This window comes from Acinetobacter sp. 24-47-67 (assembly GCF_056779735.1).
This window is the reverse complement of the sequence record NZ_JBWYIK010000049.1, coordinates 1-284: the sequence shown is the minus strand read 5'-3', so window position 1 is coordinate 284 and position 284 is coordinate 1. Positions and strand designations below refer to the sequence as shown.

Below are 284 nucleotides of genomic sequence, written 5' to 3'. Positions count from 1 at the left end.
ATCTGCACGTAACTTTGGTCCAATTATGGCCATGGCAGCAGATATCACCATCGCGCAAGTATCAGAAGTCGTGGAACTCGGTGCCTTAGATCCTGAACACATCATCACCCCTGGGATCTTTGTACAACACGTTGTACAAGTTCAACCTGCGCAGTAATTTGAGATTGGAGAAATAAAATGAGTTATCAAAAATTAACCCGTGATCAAATTGCTGAACGTGTTGCACAAGATATTCCTGATGGTGCTTATGTCAACCTTGGGATTGGTTTACCGACCAAGATCTC

Annotated in this window: 2 protein-coding genes; both read left to right on the top strand. The window is 43.3% G+C overall.

What is annotated here, in order from left to right:
• Positions 1 to 157, top strand: a 157-nt coding sequence (locus AC1M9K_RS14630; RefSeq protein ID WP_481589655.1) for a CoA-transferase, incomplete at its 5' end; no start/stop codon positions are given.
• 20 nt (positions 158 to 177) lie between these two features.
• The coding region (locus tag AC1M9K_RS14625) for a CoA-transferase (RefSeq protein ID WP_481589654.1) at positions 178 to 284 on the top strand (107 nt) is incomplete at its 3' end.